Source organism: Amorphoplanes digitatis (assembly GCF_014205335.1).
GTDB classification, from domain to species: Bacteria; Actinomycetota; Actinomycetes; order Mycobacteriales; family Micromonosporaceae; genus Actinoplanes; species Actinoplanes digitatus.
The window spans coordinates 1576870-1595115 of the sequence record NZ_JACHNH010000001.1 but is presented as its reverse complement, the minus strand read 5'-3'; the positions used below and the strand labels follow the sequence as shown (position 1 = coordinate 1595115).

The following is an 18246-nucleotide window of genomic DNA, read 5'->3' as shown; positions in this document are numbered from 1 at the left end:
GGTTCTGCCATGCCCGGATTCGCGTCCCTGGCAATGATCAACCTGGATGCCGAGGACCCCGCGGCCCTGGCCACGTTCTACTCGCAGGTGCTGGGCTGGGAGCTCCAGCACAGCGACGCGGAGTACGCCATGATCGGCGACGGCTCGACGACCATCGGCTTCGGCAAGGTGCCGGGCTACTCGGCGCCGGGCTGGCCGAAGGAGGCCGCGCCGAAGCGCTACCACCTGGATCTCTACGTCGACGACCTGGACAAGGCGGAGGAGCAGGCCCTGGCCCTCGGCGCGACCAAGCCGGCGGAGCATCCGACGCCGGATCGCTGGCGCGTCCTGCTCGACCCGGCCGGCCACCCGTTCGACATCTGCCTGCGCTCCTGATCAAGTCGCTGAGTGACGGAGGCCCGCCTCCGTCACTCAGCGGGATCACAGCGACCGCCCGCGACCATGTCCGGCGTGGCGTTAGTTGGCGTGCCAGATGGCGGCGTTCAGGGCGGTGGCGAAGGTGACCCACATCCAGTACGGCACCAGCAGCCACGCGGCGGTACGCGAGATCGGCCGGAACAGGTAGATCGTGGCGCCGATCAGCACCCAGAGCACGACGATGTCGGCCAGCGCCAGCCCGTAGCGGCCGAAGCCGAAGAAGATCGGCGTCCAGGCGGCGTTGAGCACGAGCTGCGCCGCGTAGACGCTGAGCGCCGACGTCCAGCCCGCGCGGCGCCACGCCAGCCAGCCGGCGACGGCGATCATCGCGTACAGAATGGTCCAGACCGGGCCGAACACCCACGACGGCGGCGCCCACGACGGCTGTTCGAGGCTCTGGTACTCGCCTGCCGTGCCCGCGACGCCGAGGCCGCCGATCAGCGCGGCGGCGAGGGTGGCGGCCGCGAACGGGATCAGGCTCCACCAGGCCGTACGGCCACCGTGCCGGGCGTGAGCGGTCATGGTCGACAGGTACCCGCGACGCCGAGGCGGCTAACCTCCGAGCAGGCCGGCGATCATCCGGGCCGCGATGGCCTCGAAGGTCGGCGGCGGCGCGGTCGTGCCCTCGCTCATCACCCGGGCGAGCTGCGGATAGGCCCCGCTCGACACCGCCGCCATCAGCCGCGCGACGTGCTCCGCCACCTGCTCGGAGTCGGTGATCCCGGCCCGGGCCTGCGCCAGCTCGTTCGTCACGTAGCTCGCCACGAACCCGGTGAGCAGCGCCAGGATCTCCATCTTCGCCGGGCCGGGCAGGCCGGTGTCCTTGAGCGCGACCAGCCCGCGTTCCAGGTAGCCGAGCGTGTTGGGGCCGCCGAGCCGGCGGTTCGGCAGCGCGGCGGGCATCCACGGATGCCGCAGCATCAGCGCACGCTGCCAGCCGACCAGGCTCAGCAGGTCGTCGCCGCCGAACGCCGGGTCGAACTCACCGACCTGCTCGACCATCAGGTCGAGCAGCTCCTCCTTGTCCCGCACGTAGGTGTAGAGCGACATCACCCCCGTGCCGAGGTCGGCCGCGAGCCGCCGCATCGTGAGGGCGTCCAGCCCGTCGGCGTCGGCGACGGCGATCGCGGCCGCGACGACCTCTGGCCGGGTGTGCGCGGGCGGGCGGCCTCTGGGCACGGGCTCCTCCGGGATGCTATTTTCAGTACAACGTACGGGAACGAGGTCGGTGATGGAACGTCTGCCATTTTTCCTTCGGCTGATGCAACGCCGCGCGCGGGCGACGGCGAAATTCGACGTCGAGTGGGAACCGGGCCTCGAGGTGCCCGCCGCCGACGGCAGCACGCTGCTCACCGACCACTACGCCCCGGTCACCGACGAGCCCTGCCCGGTGCTGCTCGTGCGCAGCCCGTACGGGCGCGGCTTCCCCTGGAACGCGCTGTTCGGCGCGGGATTCGCGGCGCAGGGCTTCCGCGTGATCGTGCAGAGCACCCGCGGCACCGGCGGCTCGGGCGGCACCTTCCACCTGTGGCGCAACGAGGCCGCCGACGGCCAGGCCGCGGTCGAGTGGCTGCGTAAGCAGGAGTGGTTCCCCGGCGCGTTCGCGACGATCGGCCCGAGCTACCTCAGCTACGTGCAGTGGTCCCTCGGGCTGGACCCGCCGCCCGAGTGGCGCGCCGCCATCCTCCAGGTCCCGGCGCACGACTTCTACCAGGGCTTCTACCCCGGCCGGCAGGGCGCCTTCCGGCTCGAACTCGCCCTGATCAGCGGCACGGCGTTCTTCCACCAGTCCGCCGGCCCGGCCGCCTACGCCCGCGCGATGCTGCGGCTCGCCGTGCACCTGCGGCGCGCCGTCCGTGGGGTGCCACTGCTCGACTCCTACCGGCGGGCGCTCGGCGGCAGGCGGCAGGAGTTCGAGGACTGGGTGAACCACCCGTACCAGGACGATCTGTTCTGGGCCTCCTCCGACGCCGGGCCGGCGGCGGACCGGATGACCGTGCCGGTGAGCCTGGTCAGCGGCTGGCACGACCTCACCCTCGAACAGACCCTCGACCAGTACGCCCGGCTGCGCGCCGCCGGGCAGGAGCCGACGCTCATGATCGGTCCGTGGACGCACACGTCGGCGTTCGACAAGGGCTGGCCGGAGCTGTTCGCGGACGCCCTCGAACACCTGCGGGTGCACCTGCTCGGCGAGGGCGAGCGGACCACCCGCGTACGGGTGCATGTCAACGACGAGTGGCGCGAGCTGCCGGAATGGCCGCCGCCGAGCACGGAGCTGCGCCTGCACCTGCGCCCGGACGGCGCGCTCGGCGAGCCGGCCGACGGCGCAACCAGCTTCGACTACGACCCCGCGGACCCGACGCCGTCGTTCGCCGGCCAGCTCCAGTCGCGCACGCAGGGCGCCCGCGACAACAAGCCCCCTCGAATCGCGCGCGGACGTCCGGACCTTCACCACCGAGCCGCTGCCCGAGGCCGTCGAGATCATGGGTACGCCGTCCGCCGACCTCTACGCGACCGGCAGCACCGGCCACTTCGACCTGTTCGTGCGGCTGTGCGACGTGGATCCCGGCGGCCGCTCGGTGAACGTGTGCGACGGCTTCGTCCGGCTCACCCCCGACCACGCGGACGAGGACCCGGTGCGCATCGCGCTCGGCGCGGCCGGCCACCGCTTCGCCGCCGGCCACCGGATCCGGCTACAGGTCAGCGGCGGTGCGCACCCGCGCTTCGCCCGCAACCCCGGCACCGGCGAGCCGCTCGGCACCGCCGTGCGGATGGTCGCCACCCGCACGACGGTGCATCACGATCCGGTGCACCCCTCGGCGCTGGTGCTGCCGATGGTTTGACGCACCTCGATCACGGGGTAACAGGCCCGCCGCCGGACTGTTCCCCCCACAGAATCGAGGCTCTCCGATGTCAGTTCAGGGAATCTTCTACCTCATCGCCGTCATCCTGCTCGTGCTCGCCGCCCTGCCGATCGGCTCGCGCGGTGTCTCCCTGGCCCTGCTCGGCGCCGCGTTCGCGCTGCTGGGGTTCTCCTGGGACGCGATCACGGCCGGCTGACCCGCCGGTAGATCACGACCTGCCAGGGTTCGAGGACCAGGTCGCGCGGTGCCGCGGCGTTGGTGAGGAGCAGTTCCGCTCCCGCCCACGCCGCGGCGTCGTCGATCTCGGCCCGGACCGTCTCTGCCGTGAAGTTGCCGATCACCAGCAGCGTCGTGCCGTCGAGCGCGCGGGTGAACGCGTACAGCCGCTCGTCATGGGGCAGCAGCATGGTGAAGTCGCCGTGCACGACCGCCGGCTCGGAGTGCCGCAGCTCGATCAGGGCGCGGTAGAAGTGGTAGACCGAGTCGGGGTCCTTCACCGCGGCGGCCGCGTTGAGCTCGGGATAGTTCGGGTTGACCGGCAGCCACGGCGTGCCGGTGCTGAAGCCGGCGTTCGGGGTGGCGTCCCACTGCATCGGGGTGCGCGCGTTGTCACGCCCCCGCGCCCGCAGCACGGTCAGCACGTCCTCCGGTGCCCGGCCCTCGTGGGTGACCGCCTGCTCGTACTGGCCGAGCGCCTCGATGTCGCGGAAGTCGGCGATGGTGGCGAACGGCGCGTTCGTCATCCCGAGCTCCTCGCCCTGATAGATGTACGGCGTGCCGCGGTGCAGGTGCAGAACCGCGCCCAGCATCTTGGCCGAGCGCTCCCGGTAACGCGGGCCGTCGTCGCCGAACCGCGAGACGACCCGCGGCTGGTCGTGGTTGTTCCAGTAGAGACTGTTCCAGCCGACCTCGGCCAGCCCGGCCTGCCAGCGGCCGAGGATGCCCTTGAGCGTGGTGAGCTTCAGCGGGTACAGCAGCCACGGATCGGCGCCGCGGTCCACCCAGACGTGGTCGAAACCGAAGACCATGTCGACCTCGCGGCGGGCCGGATCGGTGTAGAGCACCGCCTCCTGCACGGTGACGCCGGGCATCTCGGCGACGGTCAGCATGGCGTGGCGGCCGGCGAAGACCCGCTCGTTCATCTCCCGCAGGAACTCGTGGTTACGCGGCCCGTTGAGCCAGTACGGCCCGCCGTCGCCGTACGCCGAGCCGGGCCGGGGCACACCGTCCGGCAGCGACGTGTCCTTGGAGATGTGGTCGATGACGTCCATCCGGAAGCCGTCGACGCCCCGGTCCAGCCACCAGTTCATCATCGTGTGGACCGCGTCGCGGACCTCCGGGTTCTCCCAGTTGAGGTCCGGCTGCTTGCGGCTGAAGATGTGCAGGAAGTACTCGCCGCTGACCGGGTCGTACTCCCACGCGGAGCCGCCGAAGACCGAGCCCCAGTTGTTCGGCTCGGCGCCGGGCGTGCCCGGCGTCATGCCCTCGCGGGCCGGGCGCCACCAGTACCAGTCCCGCTTGGCGCTGTCCTTGCCGCCGCGGCTCTCCACGAACCACCGGTGCTCGTCGGAGCTGTGGTTGACGACCAGGTCCATTACCAGTTTCATGCCGCGCTCGTGCACGCCGGCGAGCAGCTCGTCGAAGTCCGCGAGCGTGCCGAAGACCGGCTCGATGTCCTGGTAGTCGCTGACGTCGTAGCCGTTGTCGTCCTGCGGGGACGGATAGACCGGCGACAGCCAGACCACGTCGACCCCGAGTCCCGCGATGTGGTCCAGGTGATCGATGATGCCCCGCAGGTCACCCATGCCGTCGCCGTCGGCGTCGGCGAAGCTGCGCGGATAGATCTGATAGACGACTGCACTGTGCCACCAGGGGTTCTCCATATTCACTCTCTAACACGGGAACCACATCCATACTGGGCACCATGAAGATCGCCCTGCTCGGACCGGTCGCCTGGCGGACTCCGCCGCTCCACTACGGGCCCTGGGAGCTGATCACCAGCCTGCTCGCCGAGGGCCTGACCGCGCGCGGCGTCGACGTGACGCTCTTCGCGACGCTCGACTCGGTTACCAAGGCGGCCCTCGACGGCGTCTGCCCGAGCGGGTACGAGGAGTCCCCCGAGCTCGACGGCCGGGTGTGGGAGGCGCTGCACATCGCGTACGCGCTGGAGCGCTCCGGCGACTTCGACCTCGTGCACAACCACCTCGACTGGCTGCCGCTGGCGTTCTCCGGGCACTGCCGGGCGCCGATGCTCACGACCGTGCACGGCTTCTCGGGGCAGAACATCCTGCCGGCGTACCGGCGGGCCCGGTCGCACTTCGTCTCGATCTCCGACGCCGACCGCTCACCCGACCTTGACTACGTCGGCACCGTCTACCACGGCGTCGACCTGGACGGACTGCCGTTCGACCCGGCCGGCGGCGAGGACCTGGTCTGCTTCGGACGCATCCATCCGGACAAGGGCACGCACAACGCCATCGAGATCGCGCGCAAGGCCGGGCGCCGGCTGACGCTCTGCGGCATCGTGCAGGACCGGCGCTACTTCGCCGAGCGGGTGGAACCGCACATCGACGGCGAGCGGGTGGTCTACCTGGGCTCGGTCGGCCCGGCGGACCGGGCCCGGATCCTCGGCGGCAGCGCCGCGCTGCTGCACCCGATCCTGTTCGCCGAGCCGTTCGGGCTGTCGGTGGTGGAGTCGATGGTGTGCGGCACGCCCGTCGTCGCGTACCGGAAGGGCTCGATGCCCGAGGTCGTCGACGAGGGTGTCACCGGCCACCTGGTGGACGACGTGGACCAGGCGGTCGCGGCCGTGGCGGGCATCGACCTGCTGGACCGGGCGGCGTGCCGGGCCCGCGCCCGGGCCCGGTTCGGCGCGGACCGCATGGTCGAGGACTACCTGCGGATTTACCGTGAATTGGGTAGCTGAATTGGCCGATCTTGTTAATGTCCTATTACCGAATTGCGGCATTTCCTTAGTCGCCGCTGAATAGCTGAGGTGCGCGCCACGCTGTCTGCCCACGCGCGCCGGTTCGTGCTGCGGGGAGGCAGCCGCCTGATCAGAAAGGCCCTTCATGCCCGCCACGTATGGCTTCTTGAGCACATATCCCCCCACGCAATGCGGTTTGGCGACGTTCAATGCGGCGCTCGCGAGCCACCTGACGGGTGGCGCGCCCGGCAGCGGCGTGGTCCGGCTGCTCTCGGCCGACGCGACCGGGGGCGGGCTGGAGGTCGACCGTACGGCGCCGCGGATCGTGCACACCTGGCACACGGACACGTCCGGCGGCTGGGCGGCCGCGGCCAACGCGCTGAACCGCTTCGACGTGGCGGTCCTCCAGCACGAGTACGGCATCTACCCGGGCGACGGCGGCGACGAGGTGCTGCCGCTGCTGCGCGCCCTCAAGGTGCCGACGATCGTCGTGCTGCACACGGTGCTGAGCAACCCGTCGCCGCTGCAGCGCACGGTGCTCGAACGGATCGTCGCGGCGGCCGACGCGGTCGTCACCATGACCGACACCGCGCGCCGGCGGCTGACCACCGGCTACCGGGTCGACCCGGAGAAGATCACTGTCATCCCGCACGGCGCGGGCAGCCACTCCGGCACGCCGCGGGCGGCGAGCGCCACCCCGCACCTGCTCACCTGGGGGCTGCTCGGTCCGGGCAAGGGCATCGAATGGGCGCTGCGCGCGGTGGCCCTGCTCGGTGACCTCGACCCGCATCCGCTGTACACGGTCGCCGGCCGGACCCACCCGAAGGTGCTCGAGCAGCACGGTGACGTCTACCGCGAGTCGCTGCGCAAGCTCGCCGCGGAGCTCGGCGTCACCGACCAGGTCACCTGGGACGACGTCTACCACGACCAGGCGACGCTGAGTCGGCTGATCCGCTCGGCGGACGCGGTGGTGCTGCCGTACGACTCCACCGAGCAGGTCACCTCCGGCGTGCTGATCGAGGCGGTCGGCGCGGGCGTGCCGGTGGTCGCGACCGAGTTCCCGCACGCCGTCGAGCTGCTCGCCGACGGCCCGGGTCTGCTGGTGCCGCATCAGGACCCGGAGGCGATGGCCGCCGCGATCCGGCACGTGCTGGCGTTGCGGGACTCGCCAAACCACCTTGCCGGACTCACCGGTGGGCCGACGCTGCGCTGGCCCGCCGTCGCCGCGCGCTACCAGGCGCTGACCACCCGGCTGCTACAGGACCGCACTCGCGTCGCGACGTCGGTTCCGGCGTGAGCATCTCGTTGCGGCTCGTACCGCCGCCCATCCGCCTCGTCGACGCGCCCGAGCCCAACTGGGCGCAGATCGCCCGGCTCACCGACGACACCGGCCTGCTCGAACACGCCCGCAACGCGATTCCCCGGCGCTGGCACGGCTACTGCGTGGACGACGTGTCCCGGGGCCTGCTCGTCGCCGCCCGCGAGCCGCAGCCCACCGCGCAGGTGGTCCGGCTCGCCGAGCGGTACCTGGCGTTCCTGATGCACGCGCTGGCGCCGGACGGCACCTGCCACAACCGCATGGGCTACGACCGGGTCTGGCACGACGAGCCTAGCCTCGGCGACTGGTGGGGCCGGCTGGTGTGGGGGCTCGGCACGGCCGCGGCCCGCTGCCCCGTCCCGTGGATCCGGGCCGGTGCGGCCGAGTCGTTCGCCAGGGCGGCCCGGCAGCGCTCGCCGTGGCCCCGGGCCATGGCCTTCGCCGGGCTCGGCGCGGCGGAGGTGCTGCGGGCCGACCCGCGGTCCAGCGCCGCGGCCTCCCTGCTCGGCGACGCCGCGACGGTCATCGGCCCACCCGGTCCCGATCCGGAGTGGGTCTGGCCGGAACCCGAGCTGACCTACGCGAACCCGGCGCCGGCCGAGGTGCTGATCCAGGCCGGCGATCTGCTCGGCGACGAGCCGCTGCTCGCCGACGGCCTGCGGATGCTCTCCTGGCTGTGCCGCATGCAGGAGCACCAGGGTCACCTCTCCACCGTCCCGGTCGGCGGGTGGCGTCCCGGCGTCCCGAAGCACCGGCACGACCAGCAGCCGATCGAGGCCGCCGCGACCGCCGACGCCTGCGCGACCGCGGCGGCGGTGACCGGGGACGAACGCTGGGACGCGCCGCTGTTCATGTCGATCGCCTGGTTCCTGGGCGACAACGACACCGGCACGGTGATGTACGACCCCCTGACAGGTGGTGGATTTGACGGTCTGAAGCCGGATGGCCCTAATCTGAACCAAGGCGCCGAATCCACTCTCGCGCTCGTCTCCACGTTGCAGCACGCACGCGCGTTGGCGAGCAGGAGCACGACCCGACCGTCAGGCGGACTGGCATGACCGCAATCATGGATCCCGACGACATCGATTCCACGTCGACCACCTCCCTGGCCCTGCGTCACGCGCTGACGATGCAGCCGGACGGCCGCCGGGTCGTCATCAAGCTGTTCGTGCCCGGCGAGGACGCCCAGATCGGCCAGAACCGCGCCTCCGCGATCATCGAACGGGTCCTGCTGCTCAACGAGCAGGAGACCGCCCGGCTGCTCGAGGACGTGCTGGCCCGCTTCGCCGGGCGCCATCACGACATCTGCGCGACCTTCCAGCACCACTACGACCTGGTGCACCACCGGGTGCCGCCGGACATCGAGCTGTCGCCGACGGCCCGGGCGCTGATCGGCGCCTACTTCAGCCACGAGTTCTCCGTCGAGGCGGCGGCGCTGTGCAACCCGTCGATGGTCCCGCACCCGGACCAGAGCGACCTGGCCCCGGGCGAGCTGCGCACCGCGATCAGCCTCCGGCAGATCGGCGAGGGGCACATCTCCTCGATCGGCTTCTGCTCCGCGATCCTCGGCCCGGACGACACGATCCGGCTCGAGGACCGCTCCGGCCCGCTGATGATCGGCCCGCGGGTCGGCGCCAAGCACCGGCGCGACCTGCTCGCCGCCGGCCTTGCCGAGGAGGACCTGGACAACGAGATCACCGCCACCGTGCTGTCCTCGCTGCCCGAGCGCTACGACGACGAGGCGTTCGAGGACATCCTGCACCACCTGCCCGGCGAACTGCTGGCCCGGACCAAGGCCAACGAGACGCTGGAACTGATCCGGCGCATCGTGGCCAGCGACTACGCGGTGACGTTCCCGGCCACCGCCCCGCTGCACCAGCGGGTGCTCTGGCCGGCCACCCCGGCCGAGAGCAACGGCATGGAGGACGCGCGCTTCGTGCAGGTCGAGGAGGCCGACGGGCGCACGGCCTACTACGCCACCTACACCGCGTACGACGGACGGCACATCGCCGGGCGGCAGATACACACCCGCGACCTGCGGCACTTCGAGGTGACCGCCCTGCGCGGCCCGGCCGCCCGCAACAAGGGCATGGCGCGGTTCCCGCGGCCGGTCAACGGGCGGCACCTGGCGCTGTGCCGCAGCGACGGCGAGACGCTGGGGCTGAGCGTCCGCGACGAGCAGAACCGCTGGCAGGAGGCCGTGCCGCTGCTCGTGCCGCACCGCGGCTGGGAGCTGATCCAGGTGGGCAACTGCGGGTCGCCGGTGGAGACCACCGCGGGCTGGCTGGTGCTCACCCACGGCGTCGGCCCGATGCGCCGGTACGCGATCGGCGCGATGCTGCTCGACCTCGACAACCCGGAGCTGGTCATCGCCGACCTGCCGCACGGGCTGCTGGAGCCGGACGAGATCGAGCGCGAGGGCTACGTGCCCAACGTCGTCTACTCCTGCGGCGGGCTCGTGCACGCGGGGCGGTTCTGGCTGCCGTACGGCGCCAGCGACGTCCGGGTCGGGTTCGCCAGCATCCCGCTCGACAAGCTCATCGACGCGATGGTGCCGTTCGCCGACGGCCCAGCCGAGTCATGGCGGTCCTAAGGCCGCGCGTCGTGCACCAGTAGGGCGATCTGCACCCGGTTCGTCGAGTCCAGCTTGGTGAGGATCCGGGACACGTACGCCTTGACCGTTGCCGTGCTCATCCGCAGGGCCGTACCGATCTCCTGATTGGTGCGGCCCTGCGCCACGAGCGACGCGACGTCGCGCTCGCCGGGGCTGAGCCGCAGCAGCGCCGCCCGGGCCCGGTCCCGGGACGGATCGGTGCCGGCCGCCGCGACGAAGCTCATCATCCGGCGCAGCACCTCCGGGGACAGCATCGGCTCGCCCGCCGCGACCCGCCGCACGGCCCGGGCGATCTCGGCGGGTGGTGTGTGCTTGAGCAGGAAGCCGCTTGCTCCGGCGCGCATCGCCCGGAGCACGTGCGCGTCGGTGTCGAACGTGGTCAGCACGATCACCTCGGGCGGATCCCGGCGGGCGCGCAACGCCTCGGTCGCGGTCAGCCCGTCCATGCCCGGCATCCGGATGTCCATCAGCACGACGTCCGGGCGGTGCTCGGCGACCGCGGCGGCGACCTCGGTGCCGTCGGCGACCGCGCCGGCCACCTCGATGCCGTCGAACTCGCCGAGCATCATGGTCAGCCCGGCGCGGACGAGGGCGTCGTCGTCGACGAGCAGCACCCGCACGGGCGCTAGGGCGTCCATGGCAGCCAGGCCCGGAGCCGGAACTCGCCGGCCGTCGTCGGTCCGTGCTCGAGGCGGCCGCCGGCGAGCTGCACCCGCTCGCCGATGCCGACCAGCCCGGCCCCGGCGCCCGGCAGCGTCGGCCCGCCGGCCACCAGGGCGTTGTCGACCTCCACGACCAGGCCCCGCTCGGCGTGGCCGGTGACCGCCACCCGCACGCTCGCGCCCGGCGCGTGCTTGCGGGCGTTGGTCAGCGCCTCCTGCACGATCCGGTACGCGTGCCGGCCCAGCCCGGCCGGCACCGGCCCGGCGGCGCCCAGCTCCAGCTCCACCCGCGCACCGGCCTCCCGGGACTGCTCGATCAGCGCCGGCACGTCCGCGAGGGTCGGCTGAGGCCGGTCGTCGGCGGGCTCGCGCAGCATCCCGATGACCTGCCGCAGATCCTCCAGCGCCTCGTACGCGCTCTGCCGGATCACCCCGGCGGCCGCCCGCTCGCCCTCCGGCGCCTCCCGGCGCACCTCCAGCGCGCCGGCGTGCACCGCCAGCAGCGAGATCCGGTGTGCGAGCACGTCGTGCATCTCGCGCGCGATCCGCTCCCGCTCGCCCAGCCGTGCCTGCTCGAGGCGCAGCTGCTGGCCCTGCTCGGCCTGCCGGGCCCGCTCGGCGAACGAGCGCACGAGCTGCCGCTGCGAGCGGACCAGCATCGCGATCGCGACGACGATGACGTCCAGCAGCACCATGAACGTCACCGACTCCCAGTAGACCCGGGTCGGGCCGAGCGCGATCAGATAGACGCCGGCCAGCGAGACCGCGTGCACCGCGGCGACCCCGACGGCGACCCGGGCCGGCCGGTACAGCGCGACGGCGAAGAGCGCGATCGGCGCGGCGCCCATCGGCATGCCGAAGAGCAGCCCGAACGGGATGAGGACGAGCGTCAGCGCGACCGGCCGGCTCCGCCGGAACAGGACCAGGCCGGCGATCGCGACCAGGCCGGCGGCCAGCTCCGCCCACAGCGGCCAGGCGTCGCCCTCACTGAGGGTCGTCGCGAGGAAGAAGGAGCCCAGCAGCAGCGCGACGACCGCCAGGGCACCCTCGATCAGCCAGCGCCGCATGCCTGGACGGTACTGCGCCGCGGCCCCCGCGCGCAGTGGCCGGGTGGCGGTCGCCACGTCGACTTTGGTCGACGCGGTCTCGACCTCCGCCGGTATCCGCGGCCCGGCGCGCGCCGGAGACTCTGCGGCGTGACCGACGACTCGACGACCGTGGCCACTCCGGCATGGGCCCGCGCGGCGGCGTGGGCGGCGCTGCCCGCCGGCGGTGCCGGGCTGGGCTGGGTGGTGCACCAGCTACCCGACTGGATCCTGCGTGTCCCGTTCGCACCGATGCGCGGGCCGCTGCGGCTGGCCGCCCGGCTGCCCGAGCCCGAGGCGACGATCGGCGCCCTGCTGCTCGGCGCGCTCGCCGGCCTGGTGCTGGCGTTCCTGGCCGACCGGGAGTCGCTGACCGTGCGGATGTCGCACACCGAGGTGACGCTGAAGCGGCCCGGCACCGTCCGGACGGTCCCGCGCGGGGAGGTGGCGGTGGCCTACCGCGAGCGCGACCGGCTGGTGCTGCTCGGACGGACCGGGCGCGAGCTGGCCCGTGAGCCGTCACACCTGGCGTCCGCGCGGCTGGCGAGGTTGTTCGGCCCGGTCTGGTCCGAGCGGGACCCGTACGCGGACGCATACCGGCGCTGGGTGCCGGGCCTGCCGGACGTACCGGCGGAGGCGGAGGCGCTGTTCCTGGCCCGGCAGCGCGCGCTGGACCGCGGCGACGGGGACGACGCCACGGAGCTGCGCGGCGAGCTGGCCCGGCTCGGCCTCGTGGTGCGCGACGAGAAGAAGCGCCAGCACTTCCGCGTAACGGGCTAGACCGTCGCGGCTACAACCCAGATGGTCAGAACGGCGAGGAAGTCGCCGTCCTCGCCGGCCCGGTCGACCTGGTCGAACCAGCGCTCGCGCAGGCCGTCCGGTGTCATCCAGGACTCCTGCGGCACCTGCGGGTTGACCATCGGCAGGACCACGGCCGCCGAGGCGGGGTCCGGGAAGTAGCAGGTGACCGGGGTCGCGCTGATGTCGTGCAGCCCGTAGCCGACCAGCCGGCGGCGCAGCGTGCGGCCCATGTCCACCTGGCGCGGGGTGAGCCGGCCGTGCATGTGCTCGACGATCGTCTGCGCCAGCGCGGTGTCCACGCCGTCGAAGGCGAGCGAGCCCCAGTCGGTGTCGAGCAGGCAGACCCGGCCGCCGGGACGGGTCACCCGGATCAGCTCGCCGATCGCCACGTCCGCGTCGTCGACGTGCTGAAGGACGCGCTCGCACCACACGCCGTCGAAGCTGTCGTCGGCCAGGTCGAGGGCGGAGACGTCGCCGGTGACGTACCGGATCTCGCCGCCGTCGTGCCGCTTGCGGGCCGCGGCCAGGGTCGCCGACGAGTGGTCGAGCGCCACCACCTCGCCGCCGGGAGCCACCGCGGCCGCCAGCGCGCGGGACACGTCACCGGCGCCGCAGCCCGCGTCGAGCAGGCGCTGCCCGGGTGCCGGGCGCAGCTCCCGCCACGCGGTGTCGCGCACGCGGCGGATCTCGGGGTGCCGGGACATCGCCTCGAGCGCCGCGACCAGCATCGCGATCATTTCCGGCGGCATCGAGTCGAGGTCCGCGAAGGGGGTGCGGTCCAGCTGTGCGGGCTCCATGGCACCGATAGTGGCTCGGTGAGCGCGCCATCGTGACGGGCCGTCAACCTTCCGACACGGAACTTCGCTCTTTCGAGGTATCAGGGTTCAGGTGTGTTCCTGGACACCGTCCCACCCGTTGGCAACGATCGTGGGCCGTAAGATCCCGAAACATGACGGCAACACGGATGGGTCTGGTCGGGTACGGCTCCGGGGGGCGGATCTTCCACGCGCCCCTGCTCGCTGGGGCGGACGGCGTCGAGTTCGCGGGCGTGGTGACCCGCTCGGAACAGCGCCGCGAGGAGCTGGCGAAGGGGCACCCCGGCGTACCCGCGTACGGCTCGATCGCCGAGCTCGCCGCCGCGGGCGTGCAGGCCGTCACGATCTCCACGCCGGCCGCGACGCACGCCGCGCTGGCCCGCGAGGCGATCGAACTGGGTCTCGCCGTGGTGGTGGACAAGCCGTTCGCGCTGGACGCCGAGGCGGCCCGCGAGGTGACCACCCTTGCCGCCGAGGCGGGCGTCCTGCTCAGCGTCTACCAGAACCGGCGCTGGGACTCCGACCTGCTGACCCTGCGCCGGCTCATCGGCGAGGGCGCGCTGGGCGAGGTCCGCCGCTTCGAGTCCCGCTTCGAGCGCTGGGCGCCGGACCGCGAGCCGCCCGCCGCCGGCGGCGGCACGCTCCTCGACTTCGGCGCGCACCTGGTCGACCAGGCGCACCTGCTCTTCGGCCCGGTCTCCCGGGTGTACGCGGAGATGCGCGGCGACGGCGACCTGGACGACGACGTCTTCGTTGCCCTGCACCACGAGAGCGGCGTCGAGTCGCACCTGTGGGGCAGCTGGCGCCAGGCCGCGCCCGGCCCCCGCTTCCGGGTCAGCGGCACGACGGGCACCTACATCATCGACGGCATCGACGGCCAGGAGGCCGCGCTGAAGGCGGGCCGCTCCCCCGGCGACCTGGGCGAGCGCTGGGGCGTCGAGCCGGAGCACGCCTGGGGCCGGCTGTACCGCGGCGCGACGGGCGCGCCCGTGCGCAGCGAGCGTGGCCGCTGGGACAGCTACTACCCGGCGTTCGCGGCGGCGGTCCGGGGCGAGGCACCCCTGCCGGTCGACCCGTGGGACTCGGTCCGCAACATGGACGTCCTGGACACGGCCCGGATCAGCGCGGCGACCGGCGAGACGGTCAAGCTGTAACGACCCGGGCCCGCGCCAGCGACTCCGCGAAGGTCGCCGGATCCAGGTCGAGGCCGGACGGCAGCCACGTCGGCTCGGCCAGGTCGGGCTCGGTCATCGCGGCGAGGATCCCGGCCGGGTCCATGCCCGCCCGCAGCAGCGCACCGAGCTCCCGCGGGTTGACCCCGGGCGGCAGCGGCCCGTTGCCCAGGTCGGTGCCGTAGCGCACGGTCCCGCCGTGCTCCAGGAAGCGCCGCAGGTTGCCGATCGCGGTGTCCTGCTCCGGCGTCGGCCGGCCCCAGCCGTGTATGTCCAGGGTGCTGATCCAGGTCATCCGGGCGGCGACGGCGCGCACCAGGGCGTCGTCGAGCTCCTCGGTCCACGGCGTGTGCGCGAGCAGCTCCACGCCGGCCTCGTAGGCCGCGGCGACCGTGCCCGGGCCCTCCGCGTGCGCGACAACCGGCAGGCCGCCGGCCCGCGCGGCGCGGACCAGCGCGGCAAGCGTCGCGGGCGGCAGCATCGGGCCGCCGGCGTGCGCGGTCACCTTGATCAGCGTCGCTCCCGCGGCCCGGGCCTCGCCGACCGCGGCGGCCGCGTCGTCCGCCGAGCGCACCTCGCGGCAGCAGCCGGCCGGCGCCCACGAGCGGTCGCTGGGATATCCGCCGGGGGCGATCATGAAGGGCCCGGCGTAGCGCACCCCGGGTGCACCCCGCGCGGCCAGCGCGGCGACCTTCTCCGGTACGCCGCCAAGGTCCCACACGTACGCGATCCCGCCGTCCCGCACCGTCGTCAGGTCGACGAGCGCGGAGTGCACGTGCGCGTCGCACAGGCCCGGCAGCACCGCGCCGGGCAGCCGGCGCGGCACCGCGCCGGCCGGGATATCGGCGACCGGCACGACCGCCCGCGGCCCGGGGCCGAGGCGCAGCGCGGCACCGGCGTGCGACCGCCCGCCCCACCAGATCGTGTCGGCGACCAGCCAGGTCACGGCTGCTTCTCGAGCAGGGTCCGCAGCATCGTCAGCCCGCGGTGCACCTCCACGAAGCTGGTGCTCAGCGGCGCCGGGCCGATCCGGATGCCGTTCGGGTTGCGGAAGTCGGGCAGCACGCCGTTCTCCCAGAGGGTGGCCAGCAGCCGCTCGAACGCGGGGTGCTGGAGCGTCACGTGCCCGCCGCGGTGCGCGGCGTCGCGCGGGCCGGCCACCTGGACGCCGAGCGGCGCCAGCCAGCGGTCGGCCAGCTCGAGGACGTACCCGGTGAGCAGCGTCGACTTGGCGCGGACCGCCTCGATGCCGGCCTGGGCGAGCATGTCCAGGTTGGCGTGCAGCGGGACCATGGCCAGGATCGGCGGGGTGCCGCTGAGCAGCGCCCGCACGCCCTCGGCCGGCTCGTGGCCGGGGCCCATCTCGAACGACGCCCGGTGCCCCATCCAGCCCTGGATCGGCTGGCGCAGCTCGCCCTGCAGGCCGCGCCGCAGGTAGGCGAACGCGGGCGCGCCCGGGCCGCCGTTGAGGTACTTGTACGTGCAGCCGACGGCCAGGTCCGCGCCCCAGTCGTCAAGGTGCAGGTCGACCGAGCCGACCGAGTGGCTCAGGTCCCAGAGCGTCAGCGCGCCGGCCGCGTGCGCGATCCGGTTGATCTCCGCCGCGGGCGCGATCCAGCCCGACCGGTACGCGACGTGGCTGAACAGCACCAGCGCGGTGTCCTCGTCCACCACGTCGGCGACCTGCTCGGCGGTGATGCCCCCGGCCGGGTCGGTCTCGATCCACACCAGGGACAGGCCGCGCTCGGCGGCGATGCCCTCCAGCACGTACCGGTCGGTGGGGAAGTTGTCGGTGTCCAGCACGATCTTGCGGCGGCCGGGGCGTGCGTCGACGGCCGCCCGCGACATCTTGTAGAGCAGGACCGTGGTGGAGTCGGCGACCACCACCTGGCCGGGCGCGGCGCCCAGCGCCACCGTGCCGAGCCGGTCGCCGAGCTCCAGCGGCCACTGCATCCAGCCCTCGGTCCAGCCGCGGATGAGCCGGCCGGCCCACTGCTCGCGGACGAAGTCGTCGAGCAGCCGCGCGGTCTCCCGCAGCGGGCGGCCGAGCGAGTTGCCGTCCAGGTAGGAGACGACGTCGAAGCCGTCCGGGGTGATGAAGTGGTCGCGCAGGTGCGCCAGCGGATCGGCGGCGTCCAGCGCCTCGGCCCGCGCCAGCAGGTCGTCGGTCATGCGTGTGCTACTCCGATTTCGGTCCGGACGGCGTACAGCTCGGGGAAGAACGTCAGGTCGAGGGCCTTGCGCAGGAAGTCGACGCCGCTGGAGCCGCCGGTGCCGCGCTTGAAGCCGATGGTCCGCTCCACGGTCTTGAGGTGCCGGAAGCGCCAGAGCTGGAAGTTCTCCTCGAGGTCGACGAGCTCCTCGCAGGCCTCGTACGCCTCCCAGTTCGCGTCCGCGTTCTCGTAGATCTTCACGAACACCGGCACCAGGTCCGCGTTGTAGCGGTACGGCAGGGTCACGTCGCGCTGCAACAGCTCGGCCGGCACCTGATGACCGGCCCGGGCCAGGTAGCGCAGGAACTCGTCGTAGACGCTCGGCGCCTCCAGCGCGGAGACCAGCATCTCCTTCGCGCCCGGGTCGTCGTCGAAGATCGACAGCATCCGCTTGTCCTTGTTGCCGAGCATGAACTCGACCGCGCGGTACTGGTACGACTGGAAGCCCGATGAGGTGCCGAGGAAGCTACGGAACTCGGCGTACTCCGACGGGGTCAGGGTGGCCAGCACCGACCACTGCTCGGTGAGGCAGCGCTGGATGTGCTTGACCCGGGCGAGGCCCTTGAGCGCCGGCCGCAGGTCGTCGGCGGCCAGTTGCCGCTGCACCGCGCGCAGCTCGTGCCGGATCAGCTTGAGCCAGAGCTCCGAGGTCTGGTGCTGGAGGATGAAGAGCAGCTCGTCGTGGTGCTCGGGGACGCTGACGGGGTGCTGCGCGGTCAGGACCTCGTCGAGGTGAAGGTACCGCCCGTACGACAAATTGACCTTGAAGTCACGGACGATGCCGGCCTCAAGAGGCCGCTGGTTCGACGACACTCTCCTACCCTCCTCAGATGATCAACCTGAAGGAGATCACACTAGCCGTCAGGTAAGGATCGGACCCCAGTACACCCACTGACCGTCGTGGCGCACGAAGCGGCTGCGCTCGCGCATCTCGCCGGGGGTGCCGCCGTCGCGGTAGTGCGCCCGGAACTCCACAACGCCCTCGGCGTCGAAGAGCCCGCCCTGGGTCGACCCGAGCACGTCGAGGCCGGTCCAGCGCAGGTTCGGGTCGGGATCGACGCCGGCCGGCCGGGTCGTGTGATGCCACGAGCGGAGCAGGTAGGCCGAGTCGTCGAGCGCGAAGGCCGCGTACCGGGAGCGCATCAGCGCCTCGGCCGTGGCCGGCGCCTGACCGCGGTGCGCCGGGCCGCAGCACTCGCCGTACGGCCGGCCGAGCCCGCACGGGCAGGCGCTGGCGTCGTCGAGGCCTTTCGGCGTCGCGGTGCGGCGGGGTGTGCGTCGGGCCATGGCTGCCATTGTCCCCCTACCCGGCGGTCCCCGCCGCCGGTAGTGGCGGATCTTCGCCGACTACGTCGCCCT

At 72.8% G+C, this 18246-nt stretch carries 19 protein-coding genes and 1 pseudogene; 10 read left to right on the top strand and 10 right to left on the bottom strand.

The annotated features are described in order from the left end of the window. Positions 1-9 precede the first annotated feature (9 nt). The gene (locus tag BJ971_RS07295) at positions 10-375 is read left to right on the top strand and encodes a VOC family protein (RefSeq protein ID WP_184990984.1); all 366 of its coding nucleotides are present in this window, start codon (positions 10-12) and stop codon (positions 373-375) included. Positions 376-456: 81 nt separating this feature from the next. On the opposite strand, the gene BJ971_RS07290 is transcribed toward BJ971_RS07295, so the two are convergent. Continuing rightward, positions 457-939, bottom strand: coding sequence for a TspO/MBR family protein (locus BJ971_RS07290; RefSeq protein ID WP_184990982.1), 483 nt, complete (start codon positions 937-939; stop codon positions 457-459). 30 nt (positions 940-969) lie between these two features. After that, complete coding sequence (locus BJ971_RS07285) at positions 970-1596, bottom strand: TetR/AcrR family transcriptional regulator (RefSeq protein WP_203709388.1); 627 nt, start codon at positions 1594-1596, stop codon at positions 970-972. Positions 1597-1609: 13 nt separating this feature from the next. On the opposite strand from BJ971_RS07285, the pseudogene BJ971_RS42465 reads away from it, so the two are divergent. From BJ971_RS42465 to BJ971_RS07275, 3 genes and pseudogenes are all read left to right on the top strand, one after another. Further along, positions 1610-2476: pseudogene (locus tag BJ971_RS42465) on the top strand (CocE/NonD family hydrolase); the annotation flags it as partial. Between the two features lie 163 nt (positions 2477-2639). Beyond that, complete coding sequence (locus tag BJ971_RS40490) at positions 2640-3260, top strand: CocE/NonD family hydrolase (protein ID WP_203709382.1); 621 nt, start codon at positions 2640-2642, stop codon at positions 3258-3260. A gap of 67 nt (positions 3261-3327) precedes the next feature. Next, positions 3328-3477, top strand: coding sequence for a hypothetical protein (locus tag BJ971_RS07275; RefSeq protein ID WP_184990980.1), 150 nt, complete (start codon positions 3328-3330; stop codon positions 3475-3477). Here BJ971_RS07275 and BJ971_RS07270 read toward each other — a convergent pair. Further along, on the bottom strand, positions 3464-5164 hold the full coding sequence (locus BJ971_RS07270; RefSeq protein WP_184990978.1) for an alpha-glucosidase: 1701 nt from the start codon (positions 5162-5164) through the stop codon (positions 3464-3466). The two genes, BJ971_RS07275 and BJ971_RS07270, sit on opposite strands and share 14 nt — an antisense overlap. A 41-nt stretch (positions 5165-5205) precedes the next feature. Here BJ971_RS07270 and BJ971_RS07265 point away from each other — a divergent pair, with 41 nt between their 5' ends. The 4 genes from BJ971_RS07265 (at position 5206) to BJ971_RS07250 (ending at position 10118) form a co-directional block, all read left to right on the top strand. After that, positions 5206-6207: a glycosyltransferase family 4 protein gene (locus tag BJ971_RS07265; RefSeq protein ID WP_184990976.1), complete on the top strand. Its 1002-nt coding sequence runs from the start codon at positions 5206-5208 to the stop codon at positions 6205-6207. A 145-nt stretch (positions 6208-6352) separates the two neighbouring features. Next, positions 6353-7504 (top strand): glycosyltransferase, encoded by a 1152-nt coding sequence (locus BJ971_RS07260; RefSeq protein ID WP_184990974.1) that lies wholly within the window; start codon positions 6353-6355, stop codon positions 7502-7504. After that, positions 7501-8583, top strand: coding sequence for a glycosyltransferase (locus tag BJ971_RS07255; RefSeq protein WP_184990972.1), 1083 nt, complete (start codon positions 7501-7503; stop codon positions 8581-8583). Before BJ971_RS07260 ends, BJ971_RS07255 begins: the two co-directional genes overlap by 4 nt. Beyond that, positions 8580-10118, top strand: a complete 1539-nt coding sequence (locus tag BJ971_RS07250) for a glycoside hydrolase family 130 protein (RefSeq protein ID WP_184990970.1) — start codon at positions 8580-8582, stop codon at positions 10116-10118. The genes BJ971_RS07255 and BJ971_RS07250 overlap by 4 nt, the downstream gene beginning before the upstream one ends. Here the strand turns inward: BJ971_RS07250 and BJ971_RS07245 are convergent. Together BJ971_RS07245 and BJ971_RS07240 are read right to left on the bottom strand one after the other, a co-directional pair. Then, positions 10115-10777, bottom strand: coding sequence for a response regulator transcription factor (locus tag BJ971_RS07245; RefSeq protein ID WP_184990968.1), 663 nt, complete (start codon positions 10775-10777; stop codon positions 10115-10117). The genes BJ971_RS07250 and BJ971_RS07245 overlap by 4 nt on opposite strands. Beyond that, the gene (locus BJ971_RS07240) at positions 10765-11868 is read right to left on the bottom strand and encodes a sensor histidine kinase (RefSeq protein ID WP_203709381.1); all 1104 of its coding nucleotides are present in this window, start codon (positions 11866-11868) and stop codon (positions 10765-10767) included. Before BJ971_RS07240 ends, BJ971_RS07245 begins: the two co-directional genes overlap by 13 nt. A gap of 129 nt (positions 11869-11997) precedes the next feature. On the opposite strand from BJ971_RS07240, the gene BJ971_RS07235 reads away from it, so the two are divergent. Further along, positions 11998-12666 (top strand): YqeB family protein, encoded by a 669-nt coding sequence (locus BJ971_RS07235; RefSeq protein ID WP_184990966.1) that lies wholly within the window; start codon positions 11998-12000, stop codon positions 12664-12666. Here the strand turns inward: BJ971_RS07235 and BJ971_RS07230 are convergent. Further along, positions 12663-13484 carry a methyltransferase domain-containing protein gene (locus BJ971_RS07230; protein WP_184990964.1) on the bottom strand — a complete coding sequence of 274 codons (822 nt, stop codon included), beginning with the start codon at positions 13482-13484 and terminating at the stop codon, positions 12663-12665. The genes BJ971_RS07235 and BJ971_RS07230 overlap by 4 nt on opposite strands. Positions 13485-13636: 152 nt before the next feature. On the opposite strand from BJ971_RS07230, the gene BJ971_RS07225 reads away from it, so the two are divergent. Beyond that, a complete protein-coding gene (locus BJ971_RS07225) occupies positions 13637-14656 on the top strand; it encodes a Gfo/Idh/MocA family protein (RefSeq protein WP_184990962.1) in 1020 nt (339 codons plus the stop codon). Here the strand turns inward: BJ971_RS07225 and BJ971_RS07220 are convergent. The 4 genes from BJ971_RS07220 to BJ971_RS07205 are packed head-to-tail and all read right to left on the bottom strand — an operon-like array spanning position 14646 to position 18174. Then, positions 14646-15620: an amidohydrolase family protein gene (locus tag BJ971_RS07220; protein WP_239087522.1), complete on the bottom strand. Its 975-nt coding sequence runs from the start codon at positions 15618-15620 to the stop codon at positions 14646-14648. The two genes, BJ971_RS07225 and BJ971_RS07220, sit on opposite strands and share 11 nt — an antisense overlap. Further along, the gene (kynU, locus tag BJ971_RS07215) at positions 15617-16846 is read right to left on the bottom strand and encodes a kynureninase (protein WP_184990960.1); all 1230 of its coding nucleotides are present in this window, start codon (positions 16844-16846) and stop codon (positions 15617-15619) included. Before kynU ends, BJ971_RS07220 begins: the two co-directional genes overlap by 4 nt. After that, a complete protein-coding gene (kynA, locus tag BJ971_RS07210) occupies positions 16843-17700 on the bottom strand; it encodes a tryptophan 2,3-dioxygenase (RefSeq protein WP_184990958.1) in 858 nt (285 codons plus the stop codon). Before kynA ends, kynU begins: the two co-directional genes overlap by 4 nt. Positions 17701-17748: 48 nt before the next feature. Next, complete coding sequence (locus tag BJ971_RS07205; protein ID WP_184990956.1) at positions 17749-18174, bottom strand: YchJ family protein; 426 nt, start codon at positions 18172-18174, stop codon at positions 17749-17751. Between the last annotated feature and the right edge of the window lie 72 nt (positions 18175-18246).

Coding starts and splice junctions, on each gene's coding strand:
- BJ971_RS07295 (WP_184990984.1), top strand. CDS start 10: ATGCCCGGATTCGCGTCCCTGGCAATGATCAACCTGGATGCCGAGGAC.
- BJ971_RS07290 (WP_184990982.1), bottom strand. CDS start 939: ATGACCGCTCACGCCCGGCACGGTGGCCGTACGGCCTGGTGGAGCCTG.
- BJ971_RS40490 (WP_203709382.1), top strand. CDS start 2,640: ATGTCAACGACGAGTGGCGCGAGCTGCCGGAATGGCCGCCGCCGAGCA.
- BJ971_RS07275 (WP_184990980.1), top strand. CDS start 3,328: ATGTCAGTTCAGGGAATCTTCTACCTCATCGCCGTCATCCTGCTCGTG.
- BJ971_RS07270 (WP_184990978.1), bottom strand. CDS start 5,164: ATGGAGAACCCCTGGTGGCACAGTGCAGTCGTCTATCAGATCTATCCG.
- BJ971_RS07265 (WP_184990976.1), top strand. CDS start 5,206: ATGAAGATCGCCCTGCTCGGACCGGTCGCCTGGCGGACTCCGCCGCTC.
- BJ971_RS07260 (WP_184990974.1), top strand. CDS start 6,353: ATGCCCGCCACGTATGGCTTCTTGAGCACATATCCCCCCACGCAATGC.
- BJ971_RS07250 (WP_184990970.1), top strand. CDS start 8,580: ATGACCGCAATCATGGATCCCGACGACATCGATTCCACGTCGACCACC.
- BJ971_RS07245 (WP_184990968.1), bottom strand. CDS start 10,777: ATGGACGCCCTAGCGCCCGTGCGGGTGCTGCTCGTCGACGACGACGCC.
- BJ971_RS07240 (WP_203709381.1), bottom strand. CDS start 11,868: ATGCGGCGCTGGCTGATCGAGGGTGCCCTGGCGGTCGTCGCGCTGCTG.
- BJ971_RS07230 (WP_184990964.1), bottom strand. CDS start 13,484: ATGGAGCCCGCACAGCTGGACCGCACCCCCTTCGCGGACCTCGACTCG.
- BJ971_RS07225 (WP_184990962.1), top strand. CDS start 13,637: ATGACGGCAACACGGATGGGTCTGGTCGGGTACGGCTCCGGGGGGCGG.
- kynU (WP_184990960.1), bottom strand. CDS start 16,846: ATGACCGACGACCTGCTGGCGCGGGCCGAGGCGCTGGACGCCGCCGAT.
- BJ971_RS07205 (WP_184990956.1), bottom strand. CDS start 18,174: ATGGCCCGACGCACACCCCGCCGCACCGCGACGCCGAAAGGCCTCGAC.